The sequence below is a fragment of the Rhodococcus sp. IEGM 1366 genome (assembly GCF_033142425.1).
Lineage (GTDB): Bacteria > Actinomycetota > Actinomycetes > Mycobacteriales > Mycobacteriaceae > Rhodococcus_F > Rhodococcus_F globerula.
On the sequence record NZ_JAWLRZ010000009.1, the window covers coordinates 108,383 to 132,381 of the forward strand.

Annotated in this window: 19 protein-coding genes and 1 tRNA gene; 1 reads left to right on the plus strand and 19 read right to left on the minus strand. The window is 62.2% G+C overall.

The features are described 5' to 3' along the window. The 13 genes from R4P64_RS26655 to R4P64_RS26715 form a co-directional block, all read right to left on the minus strand. On the minus strand, positions 1 to 324 hold the full coding sequence (locus R4P64_RS26655; protein WP_033234730.1) for a ferredoxin family protein: 324 nt from the start codon (positions 322 to 324) through the stop codon (positions 1 to 3). Further along, a complete protein-coding gene (locus R4P64_RS26660; protein ID WP_317823314.1) occupies positions 321 to 1,910 on the minus strand; it encodes an FAD-binding protein in 1,590 nt (529 codons plus the stop codon). The genes R4P64_RS26655 and R4P64_RS26660 overlap by 4 nt, the downstream gene beginning before the upstream one ends. Before the next feature lie 156 nt (positions 1,911 to 2,066). After that, positions 2,067 to 3,392 carry an NtaA/DmoA family FMN-dependent monooxygenase gene (locus R4P64_RS26665; protein ID WP_317823315.1) on the minus strand — a complete coding sequence of 442 codons (1,326 nt, stop codon included), beginning with the start codon at positions 3,390 to 3,392 and terminating at the stop codon, positions 2,067 to 2,069. Beyond that, entirely contained in the window at positions 3,392 to 4,738 is a 1,347-nt protein-coding gene (locus tag R4P64_RS26670) for an LLM class flavin-dependent oxidoreductase (protein ID WP_317823317.1), read from the minus strand. Before R4P64_RS26670 ends, R4P64_RS26665 begins: the two co-directional genes overlap by 1 nt. A 75-nt stretch (positions 4,739 to 4,813) precedes the next feature. Next, positions 4,814 to 5,719, minus strand: a complete 906-nt coding sequence (locus R4P64_RS26675; RefSeq protein WP_033234734.1) for a LysR family transcriptional regulator — start codon at positions 5,717 to 5,719, stop codon at positions 4,814 to 4,816. A gap of 168 nt (positions 5,720 to 5,887) precedes the next feature. Beyond that, the gene (locus tag R4P64_RS26680; RefSeq protein WP_317823320.1) at positions 5,888 to 7,126 is read right to left on the minus strand and encodes an acyl-CoA dehydrogenase family protein; all 1,239 of its coding nucleotides are present in this window, start codon (positions 7,124 to 7,126) and stop codon (positions 5,888 to 5,890) included. Then, positions 7,123 to 8,868 carry an ABC transporter ATP-binding protein gene (locus tag R4P64_RS26685; RefSeq protein WP_317823322.1) on the minus strand — a complete coding sequence of 582 codons (1,746 nt, stop codon included), beginning with the start codon at positions 8,866 to 8,868 and terminating at the stop codon, positions 7,123 to 7,125. Before R4P64_RS26685 ends, R4P64_RS26680 begins: the two co-directional genes overlap by 4 nt. Then, positions 8,865 to 9,746 (minus strand): ABC transporter permease, encoded by an 882-nt coding sequence (locus R4P64_RS26690; protein ID WP_317823324.1) that lies wholly within the window; start codon positions 9,744 to 9,746, stop codon positions 8,865 to 8,867. Before R4P64_RS26690 ends, R4P64_RS26685 begins: the two co-directional genes overlap by 4 nt. After that, positions 9,743 to 10,759: an ABC transporter permease gene (locus R4P64_RS26695; RefSeq protein ID WP_051730538.1), complete on the minus strand. Its 1,017-nt coding sequence runs from the start codon at positions 10,757 to 10,759 to the stop codon at positions 9,743 to 9,745. Before R4P64_RS26695 ends, R4P64_RS26690 begins: the two co-directional genes overlap by 4 nt. Before the next feature lie 3 nt (positions 10,760 to 10,762). After that, positions 10,763 to 12,406 (minus strand): ABC transporter substrate-binding protein, encoded by a 1,644-nt coding sequence (locus tag R4P64_RS26700; protein WP_317540487.1) that lies wholly within the window; start codon positions 12,404 to 12,406, stop codon positions 10,763 to 10,765. 403 nt (positions 12,407 to 12,809) lie between these two features. Beyond that, positions 12,810 to 14,582, minus strand: coding sequence for an ABC transporter ATP-binding protein (locus R4P64_RS26705; RefSeq protein ID WP_317823325.1), 1,773 nt, complete (start codon positions 14,580 to 14,582; stop codon positions 12,810 to 12,812). Next, positions 14,579 to 16,447: an ABC transporter ATP-binding protein gene (locus R4P64_RS26710; protein ID WP_317823327.1), complete on the minus strand. Its 1,869-nt coding sequence runs from the start codon at positions 16,445 to 16,447 to the stop codon at positions 14,579 to 14,581. The genes R4P64_RS26705 and R4P64_RS26710 overlap by 4 nt, the downstream gene beginning before the upstream one ends. 11 nt (positions 16,448 to 16,458) lie before the next feature. Further along, the gene (locus R4P64_RS26715) at positions 16,459 to 16,830 is read right to left on the minus strand and encodes a rhodanese-like domain-containing protein (RefSeq protein WP_317823328.1); all 372 of its coding nucleotides are present in this window, start codon (positions 16,828 to 16,830) and stop codon (positions 16,459 to 16,461) included. Positions 16,831 to 17,064: 234 nt separating this feature from the next. On the opposite strand from R4P64_RS26715, the gene R4P64_RS26720 reads away from it, so the two are divergent. Further along, positions 17,065 to 17,138, plus strand: a tRNA-Cys gene (locus R4P64_RS26720). Positions 17,139 to 17,231: 93 nt separating this feature from the next. On the opposite strand, the gene R4P64_RS26725 is transcribed toward R4P64_RS26720, so the two are convergent. The 6 genes from R4P64_RS26725 to R4P64_RS26750 are packed head-to-tail and all read right to left on the minus strand — an operon-like array spanning position 17,232 to position 23,992. Next, positions 17,232 to 18,593 (minus strand): NtaA/DmoA family FMN-dependent monooxygenase, encoded by a 1,362-nt coding sequence (locus tag R4P64_RS26725; RefSeq protein ID WP_317823329.1) that lies wholly within the window; start codon positions 18,591 to 18,593, stop codon positions 17,232 to 17,234. Positions 18,594 to 18,614: 21 nt separating this feature from the next. Continuing rightward, complete coding sequence (locus tag R4P64_RS26730) at positions 18,615 to 19,688, minus strand: LLM class flavin-dependent oxidoreductase (RefSeq protein ID WP_317823330.1); 1,074 nt, start codon at positions 19,686 to 19,688, stop codon at positions 18,615 to 18,617. A 1-nt stretch (position 19,689) separates the two neighbouring features. Then, a complete protein-coding gene (locus tag R4P64_RS26735; protein WP_317823331.1) occupies positions 19,690 to 20,721 on the minus strand; it encodes an aldo/keto reductase in 1,032 nt (343 codons plus the stop codon). Between the two features lie 43 nt (positions 20,722 to 20,764). Further along, positions 20,765 to 21,796, minus strand: coding sequence for an aldo/keto reductase (locus R4P64_RS26740; protein WP_317823332.1), 1,032 nt, complete (start codon positions 21,794 to 21,796; stop codon positions 20,765 to 20,767). 40 nt (positions 21,797 to 21,836) lie between these two features. After that, positions 21,837 to 23,075, minus strand: coding sequence for an acyl-CoA dehydrogenase family protein (locus R4P64_RS26745; RefSeq protein WP_317823334.1), 1,239 nt, complete (start codon positions 23,073 to 23,075; stop codon positions 21,837 to 21,839). Then, positions 23,072 to 23,992 (minus strand): LLM class flavin-dependent oxidoreductase, encoded by a 921-nt coding sequence (locus R4P64_RS26750; protein WP_317823335.1) that lies wholly within the window; start codon positions 23,990 to 23,992, stop codon positions 23,072 to 23,074. The genes R4P64_RS26745 and R4P64_RS26750 overlap by 4 nt, the downstream gene beginning before the upstream one ends. Positions 23,993 to 23,999 lie beyond the last annotated feature (7 nt).

Sequence of the window (23,999 nt, forward strand, 5' to 3'; positions counted from 1 at the left end):
TCAGGTTGTGATCGGGCGGGGTACCTCGGGTCCCACTGCGGTAAGCGCCCCAGGTGTCCTCCCCTTTCCCCACCCGATCTTCTCCCGGTAGCGTCCGATGTGATCGCGCTCGATCACATCGGCACTTCCCACTGGTGCCGATTGCGGATGCACGTACAAGGCATCGGTCGGGCAGTATGCCTCGCACATGAAGCACGTCTGGCAGTCCGATTGGCGCGCGATCACGGGAACACCTGATGGCGTGCGATCGAAAACATCTGTCGGACAGACTTCTACACACTTGTCGCACCCGATGCAGTCCGGTGCTGACACCAGTTCGATCACGACGCCACCAAACTTGCACCGGCGGGATCGGCCGTAGTGGTCCACACCGCGTCCAGTCCTCCGGTCAAGATATGATGATGCTGCGCGACGTCGAGTTCCGGGAAGTCGTCTCTCTTGTTCATCCCCCGAGTTTCAGTCCGCACCAAGGTCGAGTGATACATCCACCGACCCACGGCAGTGATCGCCGCCGCCTGACGAGCTGCCATCCGTTCAGCGGGCGCGCCACCCAGAACCACGCTCGCTGCACCCCAGAGCAATTCGAGTTCATCGAGCGCCGCCGACACTCGATCTCCGCTCCGCAAGTAGTTCTTGTCGAAGGGAAGCAATTGCTCCTGAGCAGCTTTCACCACGTCGACAGCAGTCAGGCGAGAGTTGGACGAGGGACGTAGCCCTACCGTCCCCGCTCCGCGGAGACCGATCCTTGATCCACGCCCCACCGACCGCGCGTACCTCGCGGCACCCGATCCTGCCCATGAACCGGACGACATCGCCCAGGCCGCGTTGTGGCTGCCACCGCCGGTGAACCCACCGCATATACGTTCGCGAGTTGCAGCGTCCCCAGCAGCGAACAGTCCGGGGACAGTCGTGGCGCAATCGTCGTCGACGACGTTGATTCCACCAGTACCGCGCACGGTCCCCTCTGCGAGCATCCCGACCTCGAACCTTTCGGTGAAGGGGTCGATTCCGCGGCGATCGAATTGCAGGAAGAAATTGGGCTGCCCCATCCTCATTCGACGCTGCACCTCGACGTCCGCACGGTCGATCTGCGCGAAGACGGGTTCGGACTTCAAGGTTCTCGCGATGACAGATCGCCCCTTCGCCGAGCCGGCCCCTTCGAGTACGCTCCCGTCGGCATGGAAAAAGGTTGCGTAGGCGTAGTACGCCGTCTTCGTGATGGTGGATCCGGCCGCAGCAATTCCGTATGCGTTGGAGAACTCCATTCCGGAGAACTCGGCCCCCACCTCAGCTGCCATCAGTGCGCCGTCACCGGTATCGACGTTGGTACCCAATGCGCCTGAGAGAAAGGCACATCCGCCGCTCGCGACCACGACAGCACCTGCGGACACTCGATAGTCGTGTAGCTCGTGACGCCGATATCCGCTGGCGCCCCGCACGCAACCTTGTTTGTCCACCAACAACTCCAGCGCGGGCGAATGGTCGAGAATTCGCACTCCGGCGCGGCGGATCCAGGCGCGCATTCTGCGCATGTATTCCGGCCCCTGCAGGCCGGTGCGAATCTGCTCACCGGTACGCGCGTCGACGGGGAACGGGTATCTGCCTTCCACTGCGAGGAGGTCCATGTTGGTATACGTCTGCTCGAGGACGCGGTCCATCCAATGGTGATCGGCGAGGAATCCGCCGAGTGCCTCACGCCCTGCTTTGGCCTTTGCGCGCGCCGCAGGTTCGGGTTCGACGTACCAGACACCTGTGCCCGACGGCGCAGTCGCCCCGCTCGTCCCGCAATACCCTTTGTCGACCAGGACGACGTCCGCACCGGCCTCGGCGGCACGCAACGCTGCCCAGGCGCCGGCGGGACCACCACCTATTACCAGCACATCGGTGGAAACTTCGAGGACGTCCGTCACTGGTCTGCTCCTGTCAAAGGTCTACACGACTGAACCTGTTACCGCTATGTTTCTCCAGTGAACGCTGCAGTGCCACAATCAGGATCATCGTGAATGCAACCGGCTCTGCCCTTACATCGACGCAGTGTGGACGAAAACGCGTTCGCACGGACGGAGTCACCTTTGGGACGCAAAGGAATTCGCAGGTTCACGCAGATCGAGGTGATCGCGCAACGTGACCCCGCTGTATTCGGACCGGAAAATGCCCCGCTCCTGAAGAACCGGAACGACAAGGTCGACGAAGTCCTCCAGTGATCGAGGCAGGACAGCGGGGATAATCGTGAATCCGTCCACAGAGCCGCTCCGCCACCAGGTTTCGATATGATCAGCCACCTGTGCAGGATCGCCGATTACCACACGATGACCGCCCAAGAATTCGGTCAACAGATGACGAACAGTGTGGCCGGTCAATGCTGCATAATCGGCGAGCGAAGTGAAGAATCCTTGGGGGCCGACACGACCGGACGGCAGGTCCAGTACATGCGCGGGGAGCGGCGAATCCAGGTCGAACTCTTCGTCCGGGAATCCCAACCACGACGCGAGCCGGCGAACGGGTGCACTCTCTGGACGAAGGCGCGCTTGAAGTTCGTCGAACTTCTCTCGCGCCGCGTGTTCGGTCTCGGCAACGATCGGCACCAGTCCGGGCAGAATCCTGATCTGATCCGGATCGCGGCCGAGTGCAGCAGCTTTCGACCTGATCTCCGTGGAGAACTCTCCTGAAGCGTCGAGTCCGAACTGGGTGGCATAGATCGCCTCGGCATGGGCTGCGGCGAATTCCCGCCCTCGAGAGGAAGATCCTGCCTGGACCAGAACCGGTCGTCCCTGTGGCGACCTCGTGACGTTGAGCGGGCCGGCAACGGAGTAGAACTCGCCCCGGTGCTCGACAGCGTGTACCAGATCCGGATCTGCAAAGCGCGCGTTCTCTTGATCACCGATCAGAGCGCCGTACTCCCAACTGTCCCACAATCTTTCGAGAAGTTCTACGTATTCCGCTGCACGGCGATATCTCTCGTCGCGTTCCGGAAGGTGGTCGATTCCGAAGTTCTTGGCCGCATTCGGCTCGAACGTCGTCACCACGTTCCATCCGGCACGACCACCGCTCACGTGATCCAGCGAGAGAATTCGACGAGCAAGGTTGTACGGCAGATTCAGGGTGGATGACACAGTGGGAATCAGACCGATCCGGGTGGTGGACACCGCGAGCGCACTGGTCAGTAGCACCGGATCGAGGGAGGCCGCCGGTCCACGGCCGATGCCCGGGTGCTGGACCGGGATATCCGGGAACAGCAACGCATCGAGTTTGCCGCGCTCGGCGGTCTCGGCGGCGCGGCGGTAGTGGTCGAGAGTGACAAAGGCGCTGGGATCGAGTTCCGGGTCGAGCCAGGCCGCCGAGTGGTAGCCCGCGCTACCGACGTTGACGAAGAAGTGCAGCGAACGACTCATCACGCCACCACCTGTTCGACGTGCGACGACGGAATCGCATGGTGAGGAGCGGCCAACCCGAGATGTCCACGAAGCGTGGTGCTGTCGTAGTCGGTGCGGAAAACACCGCGGCGCTGCAACTCCGGCACGACGTGATCGACGAAATCGTCGAATCCGCTCGGGAGCACGTCCGGCATCAGGTTGAATCCGTCGGCAACGCCTTTGTCCACCCAATCTACGATGGCATCGGCTATCTGTTCCGGAGTACCGGTGACGATCCGGTGTCCGGCACCTCCGCCCAGTCGCCTCAACAGCTGCCGAACGGTCAAGCTCTCGCGCCGGGCGAGACTGACCGCGATCTTGTAGAACGTCTGCGATCCACCCGCGTCGTCCGGATCGGCCAAGAGCTCCCACGGCAACGAGCCGTCGAGAACCAAGCTCTCGCGAGGAACTCCCAACTGACCCGCCAGGCGGTCGAGCGCGTACTCGGGAGGCACCAATTCGGCCAACAGCTCACGACGCTCACGAGCCTCGGCTTCCGTACTGCCGATCACGGTCGACAGTCCAGGCAGGACGATGACGTCCTCGGGCCCTCGGCCGTATCCGCGCGCCCTCGCCTTCACATCGTGGTAAAACTCCCGGGCCTCGTCCTCGGTCTGCGCCGCCGTGAAGATCACCTCGCCGACCCTGGCCGCCAGTGCCCGCCCGTCACGTGAGGCACCCGCCTGCACAACCACCGGCTCACCCTGTGGTGACCGCGGAACGTTGAGCGGGCCTGCCACGTCGAAGTGTTCGCCGTGATGGTCGGTACGGTGAATCCGTGTGGTGTCCGCGAACACCTGGCCAGATTTATCCCCCACCAACGCGTCGGGTTCCCAACTGTTCCAAAGCTTTCGTACCACTTCGACGAACTCTGCCGCACGTTCGTACCGCCGGCCGTGATCGGGCTCGTCGTCGAAACCGAAATTGCGCGCTGATTCCCGGCCCGCCGTGGTGACGACATTCCACCCTGACCGTCCGCCGCTGAGTTGATCGAGCGTCGCAAAGCGTCTTGCCACGTCATACGGATCGTTGTAACTCGACGACAGGGTGCCGATCAATCCGATCCTGGACGTCGACGCGGCCACCGCAGCGAGCACCACCGACGGTTCGAGACTGTTGAACGGCCGATAGCGCAAATCTTCCCGGATCGCCGGACCGTCGGCGAGAAATACTGCGTCGAACTTAGCGGCCTCGGCCTTGCGCGCGATGTCCACATAGTGTGCGAGGCCGAAACTCGCCAGCGGATCGGTTCCCGGAAGTCGCCAGGAACCACCGAACACACCGGCGTTGAGGATGTTGACGTTGAGATGGACCTGACGGGTCATCGATGTTCGCCTCCTTCGTAACTGAATACATGAAATCCGCGACCTGAAGGACATGGGTACCGATCGCGGCAGACTTCACGACGCGAGACGCAGCGGTACCGCAGCCATCCTCAGCGCGCGGATCGCCGCAGCCACCGCCGGTCGCTCGAGCGAGGCCTGACGATACGTCACACCGATCTCGCGGGCTCCGTTGGCGACAGGGCAGGCAACGAGATGCTTGGCCGACTCCGGCACAGCCATCTCCGGCAGCACCGTCACACCGAAACCGTGATCGACCATCTCCGCCATGGCACTGAAGCTTGCCGAACGATGCTCGATTCGTGGGGTGAACCCGGATTGCCTGCAGGAGAACATGATCGACGCAATCGACGGAGCACCGTCCTTGGCCGCAATCCAGTCGGCATCGGCAACTGCTTCGAGACCGTACAGCTGAGCCCGCTCACGCAGCGGTGCCGGCGCCAACAGCACGAGCGGATCGGTGAACAGGAACTCCGAGCTCAATCCGACGGGGAGTTCGCTCGTACGAAACGAATACGTGTAGGTGATCGCAAGGTCGACTTCTTGTTGCCTCACTGCCGGTACGGAATCGACCGGTACCGCGTCCACCAATCGGACTCGCAGACCCTGATGTTCCCGATGAAGACGGGTTGCTGCGGGAATCGCGAGTCGGGTGAGAGCGGTGGTAAACGTCGCGAGGGTGAGGACACCCGTGACCGATTCACCGGTGGCCGCGACAGCGCTTTCAGCCTCCTCGAGCGCAGCGATGATGCGTGCGGTGTGGTCGACCAGAACCCGGCCGGCATGGGTGAGGCGCAGGACTCGTCCCTCCCGACGCGTGAGAACTGTGCCGACCTCCTCTTCGAGGAGACGCATCTGCTGGGAAACTGCAGATGTCGTGATTCCGTGACGTTCGGAGACCGAGGTCATCGTCGTCAGTTCCGCGAGGTCGTGGAGCAGAATCAATCGTCGTATGTCATACATGATGTGTCCTCGCGGCCAGGCAATTGAGCGGAGCGCCCGATAACACATTGTGCTGGAAACCCCGGCGCCTCCACAGAGTTGGGATCACCGGGATTCGAGCAACCTCAGCGCGAAACACTCGGAAACAACAGACCGAAGTTTCAGATTGCTACAGCTGCGGAAGGGAATTCAGAAGTAGCTGATCGGCGGCGGCAACTCACCGTTCACCTCGTAAGCTCCGAGATAGCGCAGTTTGTAACTACCGGGATTGTGCGAGGACAGCGTCCGGGCATTTCGCCAATGTCTGTCGAGATTCTTCGACTGGCTGGTGGTGGATGCACCGCCAGTTTCGAACAACAACCATCCGGCCTTGCCGGCGAGTTCGTCGGCGATCACCTTCGCCTTCGAGACATCAAGAGCAGCAGCCAGTCTCAGTTCGGCGCGCTCGTCCGGATCGGTTGCCCGCACCGCCGCGTCCAGCGCCTGGGCTGCGGCGCGCACTGCCGATGTCACGGCAAACGAGTACGCCGAAATCTGCCCGATCGTATGGTGCACCACCGCCTCCCCCGATGGATGGTCGGCTTGACCGTGAAAATAGTTGCGACTACGGGCGTTGACTGCCTCCACGGAATCCGCGACGATGCTGCGAACGATTCCGGCGATGACCGTCGTGAGATACAACTGCGCAAACGATGCCTCGTATTTGTCGACGGACGGACCGTCTTCAGGAAGGACCTCGTCGTCGCGCACGATCACGTCGACGTATCTGGTCGAGCCACTTCCGGTGAGTCGCTGGCCGATTCCGTCCCAGTCATCTGTCCGATCGATACCCACCCGCGTGGCGGGAATCGCCACGGTCACCGGTTTTCCGGTCTCCCAATTCCCCTTCACGACCAGATAGTCCGCGTACAGGTTGCCAGTGGAGTAGAACTTTTCACCACGCAGGAGAAGTTGGCCGTCCCGCTTACGCACGGTGGTTGTGAAGTCCGCCTGGGCGTCGCCTGACGTGGGCGTGGTCCGTTCACCGTACGATCCGAACACCAACTTACCGCGCGCTGTCTCTTCGAGGAGTCGTCCTCGGATTCCGACGACCGGCAGGGAGAGTGCATTCTCGACGAAGCCGAAGTGGTTGCGCAGCGCATGCGCGATGGACGGGTCCGCGGAGGCCAGATCAGCTACCACATCGAACAATTCGACGAGACTGATGCCGTGGCCGCCCGCCTCGACAGGTAGACGCAACGCGCCTATTCCTGCCTGTTTAAGTTCGTCCACCAAGCCGTAGGGGATGTCGTGGTCACGATCTCGGTCGGATGCCCCGACACGTATCTTCGAGAAGAGTTCGGCCAACCCGAGTCTGCGTGTCACCGGACCTGGATCGATCGGACCGGGTGGAAGCGGATTCGTGGGCGTTTCGAGCGTGGACGTCATGACGCAACTCCGATCGTACGGCTGTGGGCCCTGTGATCGTCGACCAGTTCCTGCCGGTGAACATGCGGTACGGCGGCGACAAGTGCACGGGTGTAGTCGCTGCTCGGATTCCCCAGTACCTGCTCGACGGCTCCCGACTCCACGGTGCGACCGGCCCGCATAACCGTGACATCGTCGGCCACCAGACGCACGACTCCCAGATCGTGTGTGACGAACAGGTAGGTCAGCCCACGTTCGGCTTGAAGATCGACGAGCAGTCGTAGGATCTGGGCCTGCACCGACACGTCGAGCGCGGAGACCGCCTCGTCGAGGACGAGCACTTCCGGATCGGCGGCGAGTGCGCGAGCGATGGCAACTCGCTGACGCTGACCACCCGACAGTTCCGCCGGTTTGCGAAGCAGATACTCAGGGCCGAGTGCAACAGCTGTCAGCAGGTCGGTCACCCGCGCGCGGATCTCCTTGCGGTCCTTGGCGATCCCGAAGGTTCGCAACGGCTCTGCGATGGTGCGCTCGATCGTGAATCTGGGGTCGAGCGAGGACATCGGATTCTGATACACCAGCTGGATCCGTCGACGAACAGGGTGCAGTGCCCGATTCGACAATCCCGAGATCGGGTCGTCGTGCAAGTACACCTTTCCGAGATCCGGAGTCGTCAACCCCACCACGGCGCGGGCCAGCGTCGACTTCCCGGCGCCGGATTCCCCCACCACCGCGTGCGTCGTTCCGCGGCGTAGCCGTATCGAGACGTCGTCGAGCGCGGTGAAGACATCACGCGCGCCGGTCGCGTCGACCACTGAGAAGTACTTGGTGATCCCGTCTGCTCGGAGTACCACCTCCCCGCTGTCGCCATTCACCGTGTCGCCGTTCGCCGGTTCGACGCCGACGTCTGGCGCCAATCGGCCGAGCTGGAACGACGGTGCGGCCTCGAGCAGTTGCCGCGTGTACGGGCTCGCCGGATCGTCGACCACCGATTCGGTAGTGCCCTGCTCGACGATTGTTCCGCCCTGCATGACGATCAGACGGTCGGCTCGCTCCGCGGCGACCCCCAGATCGTGAGTGATGAGCAGAATGCCCAAGCCGAGTGTGGAGCGCAGGTGCTCGAGGTGATCGAGGATCACCTTCTGCACTGTCACGTCCAACGCCGATGTGGGCTCGTCCGCAATCAGCAACTCCGGATCGTTCGCGAGTGCGATGGCGATCAGAACACGTTGCTTCATACCTCCCGAGAGCTCGTGCGGAAACTGCGAGTACAACCGCTCCACGTCCGAAAGTCCGGCCAGACGAAGCTTTTCCAACGCCACGGCCTTGGCTGCTGACTTGCCTATACGTCGGTGCAGACCGACAGCATCGAGTACCTGAGTGCCGACGCGTTTGACAGGATTGAGCGAGTTACCCGGATCTTGCGGAACGAATCCGACGAACGGACCCCGAACCTTGGCCAGTCGCTTGTCGTTCCAGCCGGTGGTGTCCTCTCCGCGGAAGCGAATGGTGCCGCTGTCGACCCGCGCCGACGACGGAAGTAACTGCAGCGCAGAATGAATGGTGGTGCTTTTTCCCGAACCGGACTCACCCACCACCGCCACGAACTCGCCGGCCTCGACGATCAGGCTCACATCACGCACGGCCGCGACGGCCCGACCTCTACCTCTGACATAGCTGACGCTCAATCTGTCGATCGCCAACAACGGCGTCGACGTCGGGGCCGGCTCGGTACCGACAGGTGATTCGAGAAGCTCGGTCATCGCGACTCTCCTAACGACTTGCTGATTCGATTGGTGGACAGGACTACTACCGCGATCACGATTCCCGGAAAGATCGCGATCCACGGATACACGGCCAGATAGTCGCGGCCTTCGGATACCGCCAGCCCCCATTCGGGCTGCGGCGGCGGCGCGCCGTAGCCGAGGAAGCCGAGCGCTGCGACAGCAAGAATCGCCGCACCGAATTCGAGCGCAGCCAGAGAAAGGACCGCGGCGAGTGAATTGGGAAGAACATGCTGCAGAACAACCCGTCCGAACTTCGCCCCGGATCCGTAAGAGGCTTCGACGAATTCGGTGTGCGCCACTTTGAGAACCTCGGAGCGCATGACACGAGCGAAGGCTGCGATGGCGGTGATTCCGACGGCGACCGCCACGTTCAGTGTTCCGTAGCCAAGCGCAGTCACGACGGTCATCGCCAGGAGCAGGCCGGGAATGGCAAGCAGCACATCGACAAAACGCATCACGACACCGTCCGTACGCCCACCGATGAAGCCACTGAGCAGACCTGTCGCGGAGCCGATGACAAATCCGACCGCCACTGCGACCAACGTCGCCGTCAACGTCGTCGACGTTCCGTAGATCGTGCGTGCCAACAGGTCACGTCCGAGCCGGTCGGCACCGAACGGGTGCTCGAAACTCGGCGGCGCAAAGCTCGCGTCGACGTCACCGTCATAGGGGCTCTTGCTCGTGAAGAGACCGGGCACGAGCGCCAACAAGATCACCACGACGATGACAATCCAGGACAAGGCCAGGCCGGGCACAGACACGATCTCGCGTGCTCGGCGGCGCAGCCCGGCCGAGTACCCCGGCGATGGCTCCTCCGCGACCACCGTGCGGGGGATGTCGACTACTGCGGTCATGAGAGCACCAACTCCTGTTCGACGGGCTTCTTCTGCGCGGAGTCGACATCCTTGGCTGACACACCCGACTTCGAATTGAGCACGGCAGTGCGCAATCTCGGATCGAGCAACGGATAGACGATGTCGACCAGGAAGTTCACCGTCACGAATACCAACGCTGCGAACACGACTGCCGCCTGGACCAAGGGCACGTCCTGGGTCCGCACCGCGGTCTCCGTCAACCTGCCCAGACCGGATCGTGAATAGATCGTCTCCACGATCACCGCTCCCGCCAGGAGGTTGCCGAGGGTGATGCCGGCAATGGTCAGAGCCGGAAGCGCGGCGTTCTTCACCACGTCGTTGACCAGAACCCAGAGCCGCGTTCCGCCCTTTGCCGTCGACACCGCGACGTACGGTGATCCCAATCCGATGGTGAAGTTCTTCACCAGCAGCTGGGCGATGGGAGCACTGACGGGGATCGCCAAGGTCACCGCCGGCAGAATCAGCGAAGCGACGCCGTCATTGCCGATCGACGGAAACCAGCCGAGCTGAAACGAGAACACCTGCAAGATGACCAATCCCACCAGGAAGACCGGGACGGATACTCCAAGTGCCGGGATGCTTGCGAGGGTGTTGGCCAACCATCGATTGCGCGTGTAGGCCGCACCGAGTGCCAGTGCAAAAGCAAAGACCACCGCTATGGTCAGTGCAACTGCGGCCAGGATCACCGTCTGCGGCAGGACTTGGGCGATCATCGACAAGACAGGTTCACCCGTCCGCGTCGACTGTCCGAAGTCACCCTGCACGGCGCGCAGCAGGCGAGTGAAGTACTGCTCGAATACCGACCCGCTCATTCCCAGCTGGTCGCGGACCACATCCTTCTGCGCATCACTGACCAGGTCACCGTCACTTGGACTGAACATGACATCGACTGCGTCGTAAGGCAGTACGTAGAGAAGCACGAACGTGAAAGTGTAGGCAGCCCAGATGACGAAAAGCGATTGGCCCAGTTTGGCCAGCACGTAACGGGTCATGGCTCAGCTCTTCTCGATCCACGTGTCGTAGAAGACATTCCGCGACTGCGCTTCGTACTTGATCCCGTGCACCTTCGGATCTGCCGCCGTGACCTGAGCCGGGTTGTACACCGGCGAGGTCAAAGCTGCGGTGTCGAGGATGAACTCCTGCGCATCTGCCGCCGCCTGCGCGCGCGCCGTCGGATCGAGCGTGGCGCTCACTCCGAGCAGAACGTCGACTGCCTGCTGATACAGCGGATTGTCCTTCGCGAGTTTGCCGGCGTTGGAGAACAGCGGAGAGTACGTCTGTTCGAGGACTGCGACATCGGCGCGACTCGTGTTGGCGACCTGAATGTTGTAGACGCCGGACTTCTTCGATTCCGCGCTGAAGTCGGGGATCGGGAGAACCGCCAGATCGAGCTCGATACCGATCTTGGCCAGGTCCTGCTGAATCAGCTCGTACGCGGGCTTGTTGACCACCAGATTGTCGATGCCGAGAAGCTCGAGAGTGAGCCGCTTTCCGTCACGCTCACGGATACCGTCGGCACCCGACTTCCAGCCAGCCGCATCGAGGATCTTCGCCGCCTCGTCCTGGTTCTCGGTCAGATCGGCACTGAAGTCCTTCCATCCGGGAACCCGCGAGGAGATCGCCGAGGTCGACACCGCGTAGCTGTCCGTGAGCACGGTCTTCTTCAGGGCGTCACGACTCCAGCCCAGATTGACTGCCTTGCGCACAGCGATGTCGTCGGTCGGAAAGACGTCGGTCTTGAAGTCGAAGGCGATGTCGCGTCCGGGAATCAGTTGGGAGACAATCTGATACCCCTGCGCCTTCAGCGGCGCCTCGTCCGTCGAATTGACATCGAGGATCGCGTCGACCTCACCCGACTTCAGCGCACCCGTCCGAACGCTTGCCTCGGGAATCACCGCAATCTCCACCGTGTCGAGGTACGCCTCGCCGCTGTGCGCTCGACTCGCCGGTGCCCAGTCGTACCCTGCCCTCTTGGTGAGCACCGTCTTCTCCTGGTAGATCTGCTCGGTCACGGTGTACGGACCGGTGGTGACGATGTTCTGCGGGAGTGCGCGGTCCGCTTTGCTCAGCTGGAGTGTCGAGTGTCCGACTATTCCGGAGAAATAGTGCGAAAGTGCATGCAGGAAACCGGCATTCGGCCGATTGAAGGTGGCCTTCACCGTCAGTGGATCGATCACTTCGCTGCTGACGAACCCGACCCAGTACGCGGTCACCGCGGGAACGCCGAGTGCCTCGTTGCCGAGCCCGAGAATATCGAAGTTCTCCTTCACCACCGCAGCGTCCAGTTTGCTGCCGTCGTTGAAGGTGACATCGTCACGCAGGTGGAACGTGAACGCGGTCAGATCGTCGTTGTACTCCCACGACGTCGCGAGCCACGGTTCGATCTCTCCTGTCTCGGGGTTCTGGTAGGTCAGTTTGTCGCTGGTGTTGCTGGTGATCAACGACTCCGGATAGCTACTCCCGGAATGTGGATCGAGGTTGGCCGGGGCATCGAGAACCGCGAATCGCAGTGTTCCACCGGAGACCGGATCACCTCCCTGCGCCGAAGCGACCTTCGCCTGCGCAGAGCATCCGGTGGCCGCGATACCGACTGCAAGAAGAAGTGCGCCGACAGCGCGCCAATGGCGGATAGATTTCACGAAAGTGCTCCTATTGTGCGGTTTTTCAAATACACCGATGCGCGAAACGGCAGACGACACCCAAGGGGACCGACTGCCGTGGGCATCATGCGAGTGGACGAAGTGCGCCCGGAGTCGGGGCGCAACGAGGTGAATCTCGATCAGGAGTGGGTCAACAACTGAGACAACACAGCAGCGGACGTGCGTGGACCACGCCGTCGCTGCTGCTGTGACGACCGAGATCGCCGTCGTTGTTGTTGGACACGTATAACTCCTGATAACCGAGCCGATCATGTGCGATGCCGAACGCATGCACTGCTGTCACGTCCACTATCGAAGTAATTCCGCGTCACAACAACCCATCGGGGCTACGCAATCATTTAAGAAGAACTTCACCGACGACGGCCGGGGCCGGGATAGCGGGTCAGAGACTGTTCATGGTCTTCCATGCCTGATGGAGGGCAGCGTACCGCCCACCTGCTGCAGTCAATTCGGCGTGCGATCCTCGTTCCACCAATAGACCGTCGTGGAAGAGCAGAATGCTGTCTGCGGTCTCCGCGGTGATCATGCGGTGAGCAATCGTGACCGTCGTGCGCCCCTTGGTCAGCTGGGCCAGTGCGCGCTGCACGGTGACATCGATGGCGGGATCCACTCCGCTGGTTGCTTCGTCGAGTACCAGCAGATCGGGATCCACCACAGCGGTCCGCGCCAGGGCCACGAGTTGTCTCTCGCCGGCGGACAACGCATCGCCTCGCGTTCCCACGAGCGTATCGAGCCCGGAACCGAGACCCTGCACCCATTCGGAGAGGCCCAGATCGCACAACACGTCCATGACGTCGGTACGGGTGGCGCCGGGACTCCCCATTGCGATGTTCTCGAACACCGAGCGGTCGAACAGGAACCCTTCCTGCGGGACGATGGCGACACGACGGGCGAACGAACTGTCGGTGATCCTGCGGATGTCGACTCCGCCGAGTTCGATCGATCCGCTGGTCGACAGGAGTTGACGGGTCAACAGTTTCGCGAAAGTTGTTTTTCCCGAGCCGGTTTCGCCGACCACAGCCACGTGCTCATGTGGCTCGATGTCGAGGTCCAGGCTGCGGATCGCATGTTTGCTCGGGTTGTACGAGAAATCGACCGCGCGCATCCGGACGCCGACGCCGCCGACGGGGAGCGGCGTACCCGCACCAGCTCCCACGGTGACCGAAGGCTCGGAAAGCAAGCGGAACACTCTGCGCAATCCTGCTACCGCACTCTGCGACTCCCCCAGAATCGACACGGAGAACTGCAGCGGGCGCACGAAGAACGTGATGAGGAACAGGAATGCGACCAACTGACCCGCAGTCAGATCCATCCACTCGATGTGACCGGTACCCACGGCGGCGCCGAAGAGCACGACCGCAGCTGTGATGGTTCCGCTGGCGGCTTCACCCAGAGACATGTTGACGCCCAACGGCAATTGGGTGTGCAACAGCGATTTCCTCGTCGTGTCGATCAGTCCGTCCACTCGCGCCTGGATACGTGCGTCGGCTCCGTACGAACGAGTCACCTCGGCGCCGTTCACCATCTCGGACACACCGTCGTACAGATTCGCGACGGCTACTCGGACTTCGCCGAATCGGCGGGCGATCACTCGTTGGATCAATCGCATGGTCACCACCGCGATCACGGAGACACCGATCACCAACAGTGCCAACTGCCAGCTGTACACCAGCATGATCGACGATGCGACCAACATCTGTGCGCAGTTCGCAACCAGTGTGACACCACCGGTCTGGACGAACTGCGACACCGTGTCGACGTCGCTGGTGACGCGGGCGACCAGCGATCCGCGGGCTGTGTCGTCGAATCTCGCGGGCGGCAACCTGAAGATGTGAGTGAATGCAGCTGTGCGCAGTGCCGCCAACGCGTTTTCGCTGGTGCGGATCAACCGGCGGTTGAGCAACCACGACGCCGTTCCCGCTGCCGCGACGCCGAGTGCACCCACCCCCACCGCGCCGAGGAGCACAGTCGAATTGTCATTGTCGGCATTGCCGTGCAGCAGTGCGTGATCGAGGGCGTACTGCACCGTCAGCGGAACCACGATTCGTCCGCTGGCAGCGACAAACGCCAGTAGAACGGTCAACCACATTCCGCGGAGGAGACCGGGGTACAGCACTCGAGTCGCTCGGACTTTCGACGCCAGGGACTCACTCATGACCGGCCGCCGGCCGCGTCCAACTCGTCGATGTCCATTCCGTCGGCGTAGGCGTCGACTATCTGCCGGTAGCCGTCGTAGTGCGCGAGAAGTTCCGTGTGAGTGCCGGAAGCCGCGATCACACCGCCGTTCATCCACAAGACGCGATCGGCCAGAGTTACCGTGCTCTTGCGCGCCGCTGTCATCACGACGGTACATCGACGGTCGCCGCCGCGTTCGCTCACGAATTCGCGACGGATGTTGTCGAGCACGTCGCGCTCGACTGTGGGATCGAGTGCGCTGGTCGCGTCGTCGAGGATCAGCAAGGACGGCGAGCCTGCCAGACCGCGGGCCAGCGCGATCCGTTGACGTTGGCCACCGCTGAGTGAGGCACCTCGTTTCCCGACCGCGGCGTCCAGCCCACCGGGAATGCCTCGGACGAACGCTGCGGCCTCGGCCACGTCGAGAGCCCGCCAAACCTGGAGATCGTCGATATCGCGACCCAACGTGACATTCCCTCGAATCGTGTCGTCGAACAAGAAGGACGTCTGGCTCACCACTGCTACCCGGGTTTCGATTTCTCCGTCCGCGAGGCTTCTCACGTCGATACCGTCGTAGCGCACAATGCCCGTATCAGGATCGGCAAGCCTGGCCAGGATGCGGACGAGCGTCGTTTTCCCGGATCCGGTGGCGCCGACGACGGCAACGACATCACCGGCGTCGAAACGCAACTCCACCGGGCCGATAGCTTCACCAAGTGCCCCGTCGTACGTGAAACGCACCGCCTCTACCTGCACCCCCAAAGCCTTCTCACCGGCCAGAGTTTCGGTTCCGAACTGCGTGTAGTCGACGGAATCGAGTACCGAAGCAGTGCGTTTGTTCCCCACCACGGCCAGCGGCAGGATGCTGAGGAACCGGCCGATCATGCCCAGCGGCAAGGCCATCGTCAGGAACAGATAGATGGTCTCGACCAGCGTACCCACAGTCAGCTCGCCCGCGGACACTCGGCCAGAACCGATGAGCAGCACCACCAATACCGTTGCCGTCGGGGCAAGTTCGACGAAGGGATCGAAGGCCGCACTGACGAAGGACATCCGAGTATTCGCAACGCGGGTGTTCTCGGCGGCGCGCACGAATCGTGCCGACTCACTGTCCACGATCCCCAGGGTGCGGATAACCTGCTCGCCCTCGATGGCCTCGTGCGCGACGCTACTGACCGCGGCTCTGGCTCGTTGCGCGTCACGAGCACGCGGTGACATCACCCGCTGGTACACGAAATTAGCCAGAAGCACGACGAACACCAGCATCAGCGCGACCACCGCGAGGTACCAGTCCGAGCGCGCGATGTTCGCCAGCGCCACCAGGAGCATGAATACACTGCCCATCGCAAAAGCGAAGAATTGCATGGGCGCCCACTGAACTTCGACGTCGGAGACCACGTTGGAAAGCAACTGCCCGGTGGAGTGCCGCCGATGCCAGGGAACGCCGAGCTTGGCATACTGCCGTATCAACGCACGCCTGGTCGACGCTTGGTTGCCGTACTGCACGTACGCCGCCGCAACCGCTCGAGTGACGATGGTGATCACTCGAAGAAGTGACACTCCGGCGATGGCGCCCAAAGCGATCCACCACGACCGCGCCGGAACCTCGGCAACCGTGAAGGCCGGGATGATCAGATGATCGGTGGCCCAGCCGATGGCGACAGCACTGAAAACCATCGTGGAACCGTTGATCAGTCCGGCGATGATCGACAGTGGAGTCGCTATCCGATACCCCAGGCTCCCCCTGGCCATGACCCGCACGCCGGCACGCAGCACGGTACCGGTTTCCATCGAATCGAGATCGTCGCCAGGCAACGAAATGGCCGAACCTCCACGCATCGACATCGAGAAACGAATTACGACTGCGGCGAAACAGGTTCGGCAACGGTCAGACCCGCCGCCTTCCACGCCGGGAAACCGCCGTCGACGTGGACCACGTTCGCGAACCCGCGCTGAAGAAGCCCCTCGGCAACCGGCGCGGAACCGGCAATCGAGCCACACACCGCGACGATCGGTTGATCGAGCGAGTTCACCTCCGAGTGCTTGGCGGGCGAGTCGAGTCCGAACTCGGCATCGAGGTCATTGCGGTCGACGACCACGGCTCCTGGAATTGCGCCATTCTCGTTGCGGCCCTTCGCGCTGCGCACATCGATGAGCAACGCCCCTCCGGCCACTGCTGCTGCGGCGATTACCGGAGTGACCAACGCTGGTTCGTTCTGCGGCGACATAGTGGTCCTTCATGGTTCGCGGGTACGGAAAATAGATGCACAGTTAAATGCACGTGCACGCAATTGAGTCTGCACAGCGGTTGCCCGAAGAACAAGCAAGCTGATCTACGAGGATTGTTTAGATTTGCTTCAACTCGTTGCGGCTCAAAGATACTCGACATTTCAGTCCGATCAACTCTTCGTGATCCCAACTCTGGCGAATGCTGTTTTCTACAAACATAATTGATTGCCAGCGCGGGTGTGGCCGAGAGGCGAGGCAGCGGTCTGCAAAACCGTCCACGTGGGTTCGAATCCTGCCATCCGCTCCATCACCGATGGGCACCGACCTCGAAGTCGGTGCCCATCGGGTTGAGATTTGCCGCGATAACAACAGATCACGCGCTCGTTGTGATGTCCGGCGTCTACACCGGGACTGCAACCAACTCGGTTCCGGACCGATGCGACTGCGGGCGTCGACGGTCCCCGAAGGACAGGCCAAATCTCTCTCGCAGAGTTGGTGCTGTGTACTCACGCTGGAACAGACCGCGTGATTGCAGGATCGGTACAACCAGGTTTGCGAAGTTCTCGAGGTCGACGGCAGTATCCGCAGGCATGATGGTGAAGCCATCCGCTGTTCCGGCCTCGAACCACTCCTGCAGATCGTCGGCAACCTGCTCAGCCGAACCCACCACAAGACGATGCCCCGAACCGCCTGCGCCACGCGTCACCAGTTCACGCGGCGTGAGCGGCCCCTCGTGAATCAAGGCGCGCGTCGACACACTGAACCCGGTCGAGAACGCACCTGTCGGAATCGTTCCCGGCAGGTCGGCTTCGGAAATCACGTCGTCGGGACCGAACGAGCCTTCGGGTAAGCCCAGATTCGCAAGCAGAACTGCAGTCAATCGTTCGATCGGCAATGTCTCATACAGTTCCTTTTCTCGAGCTCGGGCCTGCTCCTCGGTCGCCGCAACCAGCACAACAACTCCGAGTGAGATTTTCACGTCATCGGGCCCGCGACCGGCAGCGACGGCCCGACGCCGGATGTCATCTCGAAAGGCAACCGCTTTCGACTGCGTCTGTGCCACCGTGAATACGACGTCGGCAAAATCTCCGGCCAGTTTCAACCCGCCTTCCGACCCGCCTGCCTGCACCAACACCGGACGACCCTGTGGCCCCGGCGGGACAGGAAGCGGGCCGGCCACCGAAAAGAACTCCCCGACATGGTCGCTGGAGCGGATTCGGGAGACGTCCGCGTATTGACCTGACTTCTTGTCCGCGACAAGCCAATCCGGGCCCCAGCTGTCCCACAGACCAGTCACCACCTCGAGAAACTCCCACGCCCTCCGATAACGAGATTCTTTGTCCGGGTGCTCGGACAGTCCGAAGTTCGCAGCTGCCGCCGGTGTCCCGGTTGTCACGATGTTGACGGCGGCACGCCCCTTGGTGACGTGGTCGAGTGCTTGAAATCGACGTGCCAAGTTGTACGGCGAGTTATAGGTCGTCGAACTGGTAATTACGACACCAAGGTTCTCGGTGATCGCCGCCAGATGGCCGAGTAGCACCAGCGGATCGATTCCGGTTCCAGGTGCCTCCTCGATCTCGCCGCGCAACGCCGGCCCATCGCCGAGGAAGACGGCGTCGATCTTGGCCGCTTCTGCGATCTGAGCGAGCCGCACAAAATGATCGATATCGAGATAGGCCAGTGGATCAGCGTGCGGTAACCGCCACGCGTGCCGGAAATGACCCGGCGTCATGAGGGACAAGTTCAGGTGCAATCCAGTCATCGCAGAAGTCTCACAATCGGGTTATGAAGGGACGGACGCAGCGGCCGATCGCCAGCCCAGCAAGGGGGCCAGCTCCCGGGCGCTGGTTTCGAGCAATCGGAGATGTTCATCCCGGTCTGGCACCCCGGGAACAAAGCTCACCAGCAAATCGGTGATGTCACGCAGTGCCGGGTCGGCGGCAAGTTCAGCTGCCAGTGTCTCGCTGGGTCCGATCAGTGCGTTGTCAGCCGCCAGATAGTCCTCGACGCTCTGGCTGCGTGTCTGTTTTCCCGACGTGCTCCAACTCTGCCAACGCTGCACACCCGGGGTCACCAATCGTGTTGCCACTTCCCGATCCGGATGTGGATACACCGCGCGCGACACCTGTACCCGTGGCGAGCGCACGGGGTCATTCCAGGCGCCGCGGTAGCTGTCGATCCACGCCGCCTGTCGTTCCTGTGCCTCTCGCGCGCTCCCACCCCGAAACGTTGTGGCCCTGGACAACTGCAAGCCGTCGCCGGCGAGAGCCGCTGCTCTGGCCGCATCGTGAGCGTGCGTGGGTTCACTCGTCGTGGCCTGCCACAATCGATCCCGTACGCCGTGACCAGGTGGGTACAGGACCTCCCCGGCACTGTTGAGAGACTTCCCCTCGAGTGCGCCGTGCAGTCGATCGATCGACTCGTCAACCAACCGCTGTTTGTCGGATAGATCTCGCCCGAACGCTTCCCATGCCCCCGGGAAAGGCCCTGAACCCAGACCGAGTTCCAACCGTCCATTACTGAGTACGTCAAGCGTCGCAGCGTCCTCGGCAACCTTCAGCGGATCCTCGAGGGGAAGCACCAATACCCCGGTGCCCAAACGAATTCTGCTTGTGTGCTGGGCGATCGCCGCAAGCGTGACCAGCGGAGCCGAGATATGTTCGTTGCCCTGACGGAAATGACGCTGGATCACCCACCCGGAGTCGTAGCCCAATTCCTCAGCGGCAACGAACAATTCGATCGCCTCGCGGTAGGCCTGCGCTGGTGACAGATCCCGGTCCAGATGGAGGAGGAAATTGAGCCGGAACGGTCGTCCATCCTCGATGCCCGCACCGATCGGCGCTGCGACGGACGTCATCTCAGAGGTTCAGCCCGGTGCCGTGAACACCGTGCTCTTCGATGATTGCGAGTTCCTCGTCGGTCAACTCCGGGAAGCTCAGTGCCTGCAGATTGTGGTCGAGCTGCCACGTCGAGCTGGCCCCCACCAACGCCGACGTGACTGCTGGCTGCCGCAAGACCCACTGAAGCGCCAACTGCGCCAGCGACTGTCCACGTGATTCCGCCAGTTTGTTGAGCTCGGATGCACGCTGCCGATAGGTGTCGGTGAGGACATCGGGACTGAGGAAGGTGCTGTTGACTGCTCGGGCATCGGCGGGGATCGTCTCGAGGTACTTGTTCGTGAGCAGACCCTGAGCCAGCGGCGAATACACGATCAGCCCGAAGCCGTCCTCTTGCGCCAGTTCCAGCAATCCGTTCTGCTCGATACGCCGATCGAAGATCGAATACCTCGGCTGGTGAATGAGCAACGGAACGCCGGCCTCGCGGAGCAACACTGCGGCTTCGTGCGCACGCTCTGGTAGATAGTTCGAGAGTCCGACATAGAGCGCTTTGCCCTGCTGCACAGCTGACACCAGGGCTCCGACCGTCTCTTCGACAGGAGTCGACAGGTCTGGGCTGTGGCTGTAGAAAATGTCGACGTAGTCAGTGCCGAAATCACGCAGACTGTGATCGAGCGAGGCCAGCAAGGACTTGCGGGATCCACCCTTCAGATACGGGCTGGGCCCGATCGCGTTGCCTGCCTTCGTCGACAGGATGATCTCGTCGCGGTAGGACGCCAGATCCTTCGCCAGAACCCTTCCGAAGTTCTGTTGCGCGGCGCGGTGCGGCGGGCCGTACCGGTCCGCGTTGTCGAAATGGGTGATCCCCAGGTCGAAAGCGTGCAGGATGATCTCCCGCTGCGTTTCGAACGCGTAGTCGGTACCGAACTTCTGCCACAGCCCGAAAGAGAACGCGGGAAGGTCGAGCCCCGACGCACCGCTTCTGCGGTACGGAATCTTGGTGTAGCGCTCGGCATCAGCAGTGTAGATGGTTTCGAAAGTGCCATAGCTCATGAGTGTGAATGTCTTTCGGTAGTTTTCAGTAGTTTTCAGTAGGTCAGCGGTGGTCGCGGCGAAGCTCGGCCGGTGTCAACGACGGAGTGTCTCGCCCGGTGTCTCGCTCGGAGAATTGTGTACCCGGGTCGACGATCTCATCGATGCGATCCAGGATCTGATCGCTCAGCTGCACCGCCGCGGCCTTCACATACGCTTCGAGATGTTCTTGCGTTCGGGGGCCGATGATGACACTGCTGATCGCCGGATGATTGAGGGCAAATCCGATCGACAGATCGACAAGTGTGAGTCCGTTGTCCTCCGCAAGCTGGGCAAGTGCATCAGCTGCCACCAGTTTGCGTTGGTTGCGCTCGGCACTCACGTCGAAGCGACCCGGGATCAGTTCGGCACGAGCCGATTCCGGTTGCTGCGCGCCCAACCGATACTTGCCGGACAACCACCCGGCGGCAAGCGGGCCGTAGGAGAGGACGCCAACGCCGTACTTCCTCACCACTGGGAACACCTCACGCTCGACGCCACGCACCAGCAGCGAGTAAGGGAGCTGCTCGGTGTGAGGGGCGACGAGACCGTACTTCTCGGCAAGCCAATGGGCTTCGACCTGTTGATGTGCCGGAAACGCGGAGGTTCCGTAGTACCGGATCTTGCCCTGACGGATCAGGTCGTTGAGTGACTGCAACGTCTCGAGCAGGCTCGTATCCGGATCTGGGCGATGTACCTGATAGAGATCGATGTAATCGGTACGCAGCCTGCGCAAGCTGTCCTCGACCGCCCGCGTGATCCAGCGGCGTGAATTGCCCGCGTGAAGAGGGTCGGTCCCGATCTGGCCGTGGAACTTCGTCGCGAGGAACACGTCGTCGCGGCGACCTGTGAGCGCTTTCCCGACAATCTCTTCGGAAACACCCTGGGCGTACACGTCCGCGGTGTCGATAGCCGAGACACCGAGATCCAGAGCGGACGAAATGATCCGAAGGCTCTCCCCTTCCTCTTGCCAGCGGCCGAAGTTCATCGTCCCGAGCGTCAGTGGAGTGATCCGGACACCGGTTCGGCCGAGTACGCGGTCAACCTCGATGGTCATTGATTTCCTTTCACATGAATGGTGCTGTGCACAAATCTGTTCAGAACAACCCCGTGAGAGGGGGCTCTTCCCCGGTGAGGTGATAGGCGCCGGCGACTGCCGCTTTCCACTGACGCGGATTGTGGTTCGCAGCCGTACGGGCATTACGCCAGTGACGGTCGAAACCCCACTCGCGGTTCGTAATCGAACCGCCACCGACATCGAAGAGCAATTCCGAAGCGCGAAGCGCAGACTCGATCGCGATGACGCCTGATTCGGCGACGACAACGGCGGCATTCGCGCCGGCCCGCCGCGCATCCTCGCCCGCCAATCCCCGCAAGTTCTGGAGCTCTTCGGCAGCCGACAACACCACCGCGCGTGCTGCCCGTACCCGCGCACCGAGTTCTCCGACGGTCGCCCGCACGTACGGATCATCGACGCTCTGTGTCGCCGAGCTGTGCTTGATGGGACGAGCCTGCTCCCGCACGAACCACACCGCATCATCGAGCGCGCGCGCCGCAATGCCCGCCTGTACCGCCGCGAGATAGAGCTGCGCGAAGGAGCCCTGCCACGGATTGTCCGGACGCGAGTCCTCCGCGACGACAACCTCGTCATCCGAGACCCACACATCGTTGAACCAGGTGGAACCGCTCTGCGTCAGCCGCTGGCCGATAGCGTCGAAGTCGTCACGTCGGTCTACGCCCGCGCGATCAACGGGCACCGTGAATCGGATGATGGTGCCGTCCTCGGTGACTGCTTGCGACGAGAAGTACGTCGCGTACAACGCGCCCGTCGAATAGAACTTTCGTCCGTTGACGACATAACCATCACCGTGGCGCCGGGCTGTGGTGGATACGCTTCCACTCGCCCCGCCGTTGCGCTCGTTGCCGGTACCCACGAACAACGCGCGTTGACGCAAACGCTCCAGATTGATCTCCCGAAGCGGAACGTCCTCACGACTGGCGACCTGGTTCGCAGCCAAAAATGTCGGCCGAAGCGCCTGCGCGACATTGGAATCCGCACGGGAAATGTCGATGACCAGCTCCACGACATCTCTGACGGTTCCTCCGCCGCCACCTTCGGCAGTGGCGATGCCGGTAAGGGCAATTCCGAGATCGGCAAGTTCACGGACATCATCGAACGCATAGTCCCGTGTCTCTTCGCGAGCCCGAGCAGTGGCACCGAGGCGGGTCAACACCGGAGCGGCAGCTGCTCGGATCCCGGCGACAGTCAAGTATTCCTCCCGACGCTCCACGCCGTGCTCCGGTACGGGTGCCGGAGACACATGTACGGCGGTCATGCAAACACCTCTGCGCTCTCACGCAGTGCGAGTGTCGAACGCAGCGTGCGCCCTATCGGTCCCGCAAGTTGAGGCACCACGTCCCTGACAAGGTCCACAATCGCAGCTTCGTCACGTCCACTTGTCGCGAGGACAAATCCGTCGACACCGTTGTCAGGCGCCCACTGCTTGAGTTCTACCGCACTGACGGCACCGGTCAACCGGGCCAGCAGCGCAACATCGGATCGCCGGCGTCCAACGGAATGAAGTGCGCCCGACAGGGCAGCGTCGGCCCCGTCGATGTTGTTGCGCTCCACGATGACGACGTCCGCAACCGCTGCGATCCGCGACCATCCCAGAGCGTCGGGATCGGCAGCCACGACCACGGGGCGACCTTGCACCGAAGCCGGTCCGTCCAACGGTCCGGCCACGCGATAGAACCGACCTTCGTGATTGATCGGTGCGATCAACGTGTCGTCGACAAAGGTGGCACGTTCCTGGTCTCCGAGCAGTGCCGCGCGCGGGAACGACTCCCACAGCCGCGAGACGATGTCCGCATACTCGACCCACCGTTCGGATGTATCCGATGCCTGGGGGTCTGGGGTTGTCGCATCGCTGACCTCGTCGCCCTCCCCCGGCGCGAGGACAACACCCACGCGGCCGTCTGTCGCACGATCCAGCGACAGCACTCGCCGAGCCAGGTTGTACGGCGCATTGTGCGTTGTCCGCGCATCGATCAGGTACCCGAGGTGTCCGTACCGACCAGCGAGGTAGCTGCCGACAATCGAAGGATCGATCGTGCGCAGGCTGTCGACCTCGTCGACAAGTCTGATGCCACTTGCGTTCACGCTCTGGGCAACTCGTGCGATTGCATCTGCGGCGGAGACTGATACTTGTCCCGCCGACTCACCCACCGCCAACTCCACGAACACGGTCATCTGTTTC

Coding starts and splice junctions, on each gene's coding strand:
- R4P64_RS26665 (WP_317823315.1), bottom strand. CDS start 3,392: ATGAGTCGTTCGCTGCACTTCTTCGTCAACGTCGGTAGCGCGGGCTAC.
- R4P64_RS26670 (WP_317823317.1), bottom strand. CDS start 4,738: ATGACCCGTCAGGTCCATCTCAACGTCAACATCCTCAACGCCGGTGTG.
- R4P64_RS26675 (WP_033234734.1), bottom strand. CDS start 5,719: ATGTATGACATACGACGATTGATTCTGCTCCACGACCTCGCGGAACTG.
- R4P64_RS26680 (WP_317823320.1), bottom strand. CDS start 7,126: ATGACGTCCACGCTCGAAACGCCCACGAATCCGCTTCCACCCGGTCCG.
- R4P64_RS26685 (WP_317823322.1), bottom strand. CDS start 8,868: ATGACCGAGCTTCTCGAATCACCTGTCGGTACCGAGCCGGCCCCGACG.
- R4P64_RS26690 (WP_317823324.1), bottom strand. CDS start 9,746: ATGACCGCAGTAGTCGACATCCCCCGCACGGTGGTCGCGGAGGAGCCA.
- R4P64_RS26695 (WP_051730538.1), bottom strand. CDS start 10,759: ATGACCCGTTACGTGCTGGCCAAACTGGGCCAATCGCTTTTCGTCATC.
- R4P64_RS26705 (WP_317823325.1), bottom strand. CDS start 14,582: ATGAGTGAGTCCCTGGCGTCGAAAGTCCGAGCGACTCGAGTGCTGTAC.
- R4P64_RS26710 (WP_317823327.1), bottom strand. CDS start 16,447: ATGTCGATGCGTGGAGGTTCGGCCATTTCGTTGCCTGGCGACGATCTC.
- R4P64_RS26715 (WP_317823328.1), bottom strand. CDS start 16,830: ATGTCGCCGCAGAACGAACCAGCGTTGGTCACTCCGGTAATCGCCGCA.
- R4P64_RS26725 (WP_317823329.1), bottom strand. CDS start 18,593: ATGACTGGATTGCACCTGAACTTGTCCCTCATGACGCCGGGTCATTTC.
- R4P64_RS26730 (WP_317823330.1), bottom strand. CDS start 19,688: ATGACGTCCGTCGCAGCGCCGATCGGTGCGGGCATCGAGGATGGACGA.
- R4P64_RS26735 (WP_317823331.1), bottom strand. CDS start 20,721: ATGAGCTATGGCACTTTCGAAACCATCTACACTGCTGATGCCGAGCGC.
- R4P64_RS26740 (WP_317823332.1), bottom strand. CDS start 21,796: ATGACCATCGAGGTTGACCGCGTACTCGGCCGAACCGGTGTCCGGATC.
- R4P64_RS26745 (WP_317823334.1), bottom strand. CDS start 23,075: ATGACCGCCGTACATGTGTCTCCGGCACCCGTACCGGAGCACGGCGTG.
- R4P64_RS26750 (WP_317823335.1), bottom strand. CDS start 23,992: ATGACCGTGTTCGTGGAGTTGGCGGTGGGTGAGTCGGCGGGACAAGTA.